Origin of the sequence: Mesorhizobium sp. M7A.F.Ca.CA.002.05.1.1, assembly GCF_003998335.1 — a bacterium.
In the GTDB taxonomy this organism is placed as follows: domain Bacteria; phylum Pseudomonadota; class Alphaproteobacteria; order Rhizobiales; family Rhizobiaceae; genus Mesorhizobium.
The window spans coordinates 1-5,695 of sequence record NZ_RZQI01000246.1; the positions used below are offsets into that span (position 1 = coordinate 1).

General features: G+C 63.1%; 4 protein-coding genes and 1 pseudogene. 3 read left to right on the forward strand and 2 right to left on the reverse strand.

What is annotated here, in order from left to right:
• Positions 1-341 precede the first annotated feature (341 nt).
• A complete protein-coding gene (locus tag EN939_RS14655; protein WP_127268576.1) occupies positions 342-1,379 on the forward strand; it encodes a phosphatidylglycerol lysyltransferase domain-containing protein in 1,038 nt (345 codons plus the stop codon).
• Positions 1,380-1,456: 77 nt separating this feature from the next.
• Here EN939_RS14655 and EN939_RS14660 read toward each other — a convergent pair whose 3' ends face one another.
• Entirely contained in the window at positions 1,457-2,218 is a 762-nt protein-coding gene (locus EN939_RS14660; protein WP_127268577.1) for an ABC transporter permease, read from the reverse strand.
• Positions 2,215-3,141, reverse strand: coding sequence for an ABC transporter ATP-binding protein (locus EN939_RS14665; protein WP_127268578.1), 927 nt, complete (start codon positions 3,139-3,141; stop codon positions 2,215-2,217). Before EN939_RS14665 ends, EN939_RS14660 begins: the two co-directional genes overlap by 4 nt.
• Before the next feature lie 260 nt (positions 3,142-3,401).
• On the opposite strand from EN939_RS14665, the pseudogene EN939_RS14670 reads away from it, so the two are divergent.
• Positions 3,402-4,762 (forward strand): annotated as a pseudogene (locus EN939_RS14670) (cytochrome ubiquinol oxidase subunit I).
• Positions 4,763-5,057: 295 nt separating this feature from the next.
• Positions 5,058-5,695, forward strand: a 638-nt coding sequence (locus EN939_RS39095; RefSeq protein ID WP_245473093.1) for a cytochrome d ubiquinol oxidase subunit II, incomplete at its 3' end; no start/stop codon positions are given.

Sequence of the window (5,695 nt, forward strand, 5' to 3'; positions counted from 1 at the left end):
CCATTGGACGTCCCGCCGTAAGGCTCGCAGGACGCTGTAACCGTTTGATCGCGCGCAGGATCCCCTGCAGCAAACCGCGGCCGAATTTCGAGCGATGCGATTTAGCGCCACACGCCGGGCCGCGGTTGCGCTCTATATGGCATATGCGCGATATCAACGGTAATCAGGTCGCGGCAATGTGATTGATTCGAGGCCTTGGGTGGCTGGCGGGTCTCGGTTATCCCCCACGCGCATGCCCGAAATCGAGTCCGATTTTCGAGTCATGCGCAGAATCAAAGTGTTACAGCACCTTGGCGCGTCCTGGACGGCCGGCGCTGTAGGCGGCACGCGGAATCTCGACCATGCCCTCCTTGCGGTTCTATTTCGACAAGATCCTTGAGGCCGCCGCGCCCGAGGTCGAGCGGCAGGCGCTGACCCATATCGAACGCCTGGCACTGGTGCGCCGCTATGGCGACTTCTCGCTCGCCTATTCCACCGCCGTGCAAGGCAAGCTTTCCTATTTCGGCGACGCCGATGGCTACATCGCCTTCGGTACCAAGATGAAGCACCATTTCGCGCTCGGCGACCCGGTGGCGGCTCCGGCGCGTCGGGCCGATTACATCAAGCGCTTCGTCGAGACCGCCGGCAGCCCATGGTTCGTGCAGGTCGGCGAGGACACCGCACGCGTGCTGGCCGGCCTTGGCTACAAGGTCAATCGCCTCGGCATCGACACCCGCCTCGCCCTGCCCGAGCATGATTTTTCCGGGAAGCGCAACGAGACCGTGCGCTACTCCGAACGCTGGCTGCTGAAGAAAGGCTTTTCGTTCGAAGAGGACAAGCGCACGATCTACCTCGACGAGATCGCCCGGCTTTCGGAAAACTGGCGCGGCGACCGCATCGTCAAGCGCTGGGAGATGGGTTTTCTCAACCGCCATTTCGCCGACCATCTCGGCACCGACATGCGCCGTTTCGTCCTGCACGGTCCCGATGGCGAACTGGTCGCTTTGCTCGACTTCGACCCGTTGTTTGCCGGCGGCAAGGTCATCGGCTACACCACCGCCTTCAAGCGCAAGCATCTCGACGCCTCACCGCATGCCGAGATCGGCCTGACCAAGTTCGCCGTTGACCGTTTTCGCGAAGAGGGCATCTCGGTGGTCACGCTCGGCCTGTCGCCGCTCGTCGATGTGGGCCCGAGCGGATTTGCCGAAAGCGATTTCTGGCGCAATGCCTTCCAGCGCGCCTATTCTTCTCCCTGGGTCAATCGGCGCAGGTTCAACCTGCAGGGCCAAGCGGCGTTCAAGCGCCGCTTCCACGGCGTCGAGGAGCCGGTCTACATCGCCTTCCGCAAGGGGACGTATGTCGAGATGCTGGGGTTGCTGCGGCTGGTCAAGGCGATCTAGGTCTGGCGATATTCAGGTGAGGCCGGCCTGACTTGAATCTCGACAGACCTGACAGCGTCACACGGCGCTTTCGCCGCTCAGTTCCTGAGCCGGTAGCCGGTCCTGAAGATCCAGGCGACGATCGCTATGCAGATCAGCAGAAAGACGATCGTCATGCCGAGGCTGATACCGACCGAGACATCGGATTTGCCGTAGAAGCTCCAGCGGAAGCCGCTGATCAGATAGACGACCGGATTGAACAGCGTCACCGTGCGCCAGATCTCGGGCAGCATGTTGATCGAATAGAAGCTGCCGCCGAGGAAGGTCAGCGGCGTGATGATCAACAGCGGCACCAGCTGCAGCTGCTCGAAACTCTTCGCCCAGATGCCGATGATGAAGCCGAACAGGCTGAAGGTCACCGCCGTCAGCACCAGGAAGGCGAGCATCCAGAACGGATGCAGGATGGTCAGCGGCACGAACAGCGAGGCGGTGGCCAGGATGATCAGACCGAGAAGGATCGACTTGGTCGCGGCGCCGCCGACATAGGCGATGACGATCTCCAGATAGGAGACCGGCGCCGACAGAAGCTCGTAGATCGAGCCGACGAATTTCGGGAAGTAGATGGCAAAGGAGGCGTTGGAGATCGACTGCGTCAACAGCGACAGCATGATCAGACCCGGCACGATGAAGGCGCCGTAACTGATGCCGTCGATCTCGGTGATGCGCGAGCCGATGGCCGAGCCGAAGACGACGAAATACAGCGATGTCGAGATGACCGGCGAGACGATGCTCTGCAGCACGGTGCGGAAAGCACGCGCCATTTCCATCCGATAGATCGCCCATACGGCGCGAAGGTTCATGGTTCCCTCCTCACCAGATTGACGAAGATCTCCTCGAGCGAAGAGTTTTGCGTGTCGATATCGCGGAACTGGATGCCGCCGGCCTCGAGATCGCGCATCAACGAGGCGACGCCGGGCCGCTCGGCCTGATTGTCATAGGTGTAGGTCAGCTGCCCGCCATCGGGCGACAACTCCAGCGCATAGCGCGAGAGCGCCTCGGGAATGGCCGTCAGCGGATTGCGCAGTTCCAGCACCAGCCGCTTGCGGCCGAGCTTGCGCATCAGTTCGGCCTTGTTCTCGACCAGGATGATCTCGCCGCGGTTGATGACGCCGACCCGGTCGGCCATCGCCTCGGCTTCCTCGATATAATGCGTGGTGAGGATGATGGTGACGCCGTCCTCGCGCAGCCGGCGCACCATCGCCCACATGTCCTGGCGCAGCTCGACGTCGACGCCGGCGGTCGGCTCGTCGAGGAACAGGATGCGCGGCTCATGCGACAGCGCCTTGGCGATCATCAGCCGGCGCTTCATGCCGCCCGACAGGGTGATCGCCTTGGCGTCCTTCTTGTCCCACAGCGACAGGTCGCGCAGCACCTTCTCGACAAAGCCGGGGTTGGCCGGCTTGCCGAACAGGCCACGGCTGTAATTGACCGTCGCCCAGACGCTCTCGAAGGCGTCGATTGTCAGTTCCTGCGGCACCAGCCCGATCAGACCGCGCGCGGCGCGATAATCCTTGTTGATGTCGTGGCCGTCGACGGTGACGGTGCCCGACGAACGGTTGACGATGCCGCAGACGATCGAGATCAGCGTCGTCTTGCCGGCGCCATTGGGTCCAAGCAGCGCGAAGATCTCGCCGCGCTGAATGTCGAGATTGACTTCCTTGAGCGCGGTGAAACCGGTGGCGTAGGTCTTGGAGACCCCGGAAATGGACAGGATGGAAGGCATGGATGAAAACGGCTGCTTGAAAGAGGTCCCCTGATATAGGCCGAATGTCGGTGCTTGCAACCGCAAGTCAATGCCCTGCTGACAGTTCTCGACAATCGTGCCGGCCGGCCGTTGCAGGTGCGGCGCACAGGCCCGGAGTTGCGCGGCACGCAACCGGCAAAATTGTCCTGTGGCGTTCAGCCTCGCGGCAGGACGCCGCTTTGACCTGAACTCGCTTCGGGCCTATCCTTCGCGAGTATTTGCAGCAGCCGGAGCCCATCATGGACCCGCTCATACTTTCGCGTATCCAGTTCGGCGCGAATATTTCATTCCATATTCTATTTCCGACGATCACCATTGCGCTGGGTTGGGTGCTGCTGTTCTTCAAGCTGCGTTACAACGCGACCAACGATTCCGCCTGGATGCGCGCCTATTTCACCTGGGTGAAGGTGTTCGCGCTGTCCTTTGCCATGGGCGTGGTTTCGGGCGTCACCATGAGCTTTCAGTTCGGCACCAACTGGCCGGGCTACATGGAAAAGGTCGGCAACATCGCCGGGCCGCTGCTGGCCTACGAAATCCTCACCGCCTTCTTCCTCGAAGCGGCCTTTCTCGGCATCATGCTGTTCGGCTTCCGCCGCGTCTCCAACCGCATCCACACGCTGGCGACGGTGCTGGTCGCCGGCGGCACCACCGTCTCGGCATTCTGGATCATCGCGCTCAATTCCTGGATGCAGACGCCGGCCGGATTCGAGATGCGCGACGGCGTGGCGCATGCGGTCGACTGGTGGGCAATCATCTTCAATCCGTCGATGCCCTACAGGCTGACCCACATGCTGCTGGCGTCGGGGCTGACGGTGTCGTTCCTGATATCAGGCCTGTCGGCGCTGCGTTATCTCACCGGCGACCGCTCGGAATCGATGTGGAAGGCGCTGCGCACCGGCGTCTTCACCGCGGCGATCCTGATCCCGATCCAGATCTTCGCCGGCGACCAGCATGGGCTGAACACGCTGGAGCATCAGCCGCAGAAGATCGCCGCCATGGAGGCCAACTGGAACACCGGCCCCAACGTGCCGCTGGTGCTCTTCGCGCTGCCGACGAGGCGGCGAAGGAAAACAAATTCGAGATCGCCATTCCCGATGGGGCCAGCCTGGTGCTGCGGCACTCGGCCAGCGGCGTGGTGCCGGGACTGAACGACTATCCCGGCAATCATCCGCCGGTCTTTCCGGTGTTCTGGGGTTTCCGCGTCATGGTCGGCACGGGCATATTGATGCTGCTCGTCTCTTGGTCGGCGGCCTTCTTCCTCAAGCGCCGGCACAGCCTGCCGAAGCCGCTGGCCATGCTGATGGTGCCGATGGGGCTGTCGGGCTGGCTGGCGACGTTGGCCGGCTGGTACACCACCGAAATCGGCCGCCAGCCCTGGCTGGTGACGGGCGTGCTGAAAACCGCCGACGCGGTCGGCCCGGTGGCCGGCAGCCATGTCGCGCTGACGCTCGCCATATACCTCGTTCTCTATGTGCTGTTGCTGATCGCCTATCTCGGCGTGCTGGTGCACCTGGCGCTGAAGGCGGCGAAGGACGGCGACAACTCGCCGTTGCCCGGCGTGCTCAACGCGCCGATGTCGCAGCCGGCTGCGGGGGAGTGATTTGATATGGCACTCCAGCCGGGCGCCGGCGCGGCCCCTCACCTGCCTGCCGGCATCCTCTCCCCGTATAGGGACGGGGAGAGGGGCGCTCGCATCGACGGTTTCGCCAGTCACCAGCGTTGCAAGAAAAGCGCCGAGATTGCGGCCAGCCCCCTTCTCCCCGTCCCTATACGGGGAGAAGTGCCCGGCAGGCAGGTGAGGGGCGGCGCCGACTTCGGCAATCGATCTGAAGCCTCGATAGAGCCCCATCCGATCACATCGCGATTAGCCGGCTCTGGTGAGTGAGGAGAAAAAGATGACCTTCGACTGGCCAACCGCGCTTCCGCTGATCTTCGCCGGCCTGATGGGCCTCGCCATCCTGATCTACGTCATTCTCGACGGTTTCGATCTCGGCATCGGCATTCTGTTCGCCGCCGCTGAAGACGCCGAACAGGATACGATGATTGCCGCGATCGGCCCGTTCTGGGACGCCAACGAGACCTGGCTGGTGCTGGCCGTCGGCCTGCTGCTGGTCGCCTTCCCGCTGGCGCATGGCGTCATCCTGACGGCGCTCTACATTCCGGTCTTCGTGCTTTTGCTCGGGCTGATCCTGCGCGGCGTCGCCTTCGATTTCCGCGCCAAGGTGCCAGCTGGCCGCAAGCATCGCTGGAACCGTATCTTCTTCCTGGGTTCGCTCATCGCCTCGCTGGCGCAGGGCTATATGCTGGGCGTCTATGTGCTCGGGCTCGACGTCGGCCTCGGCGGCATGGCGTTCGGCGTGCTGGTGGCGTTCTGCCTTGCCGCCGCCTACGCGGCGATGGGCGCGGCCTGGGTGATCTACAAGACTGAAGGCGAATTGCAGAAGAAAGCGGTGCGCTGGCTTCGCACCGCGCTGGTGCTGACCGCGCTCGGCATGGCGGCGGTGTCGCTGGCGACGCCCTTCGCCAGCCCGCG

Bases quoted from the DNA above. Each gene is read 5' to 3' on its own strand.
- EN939_RS14655 (WP_127268576.1), top strand. From the start codon at position 342: ATGCCCTCCTTGCGGTTCTATTTCGACAAGATCCTTGAGGCCGCCGCG.
- EN939_RS14660 (WP_127268577.1), bottom strand. From the start codon at position 2,218: ATGAACCTTCGCGCCGTATGGGCGATCTATCGGATGGAAATGGCGCGT.
- EN939_RS14665 (WP_127268578.1), bottom strand. From the start codon at position 3,141: ATGCCTTCCATCCTGTCCATTTCCGGGGTCTCCAAGACCTACGCCACC.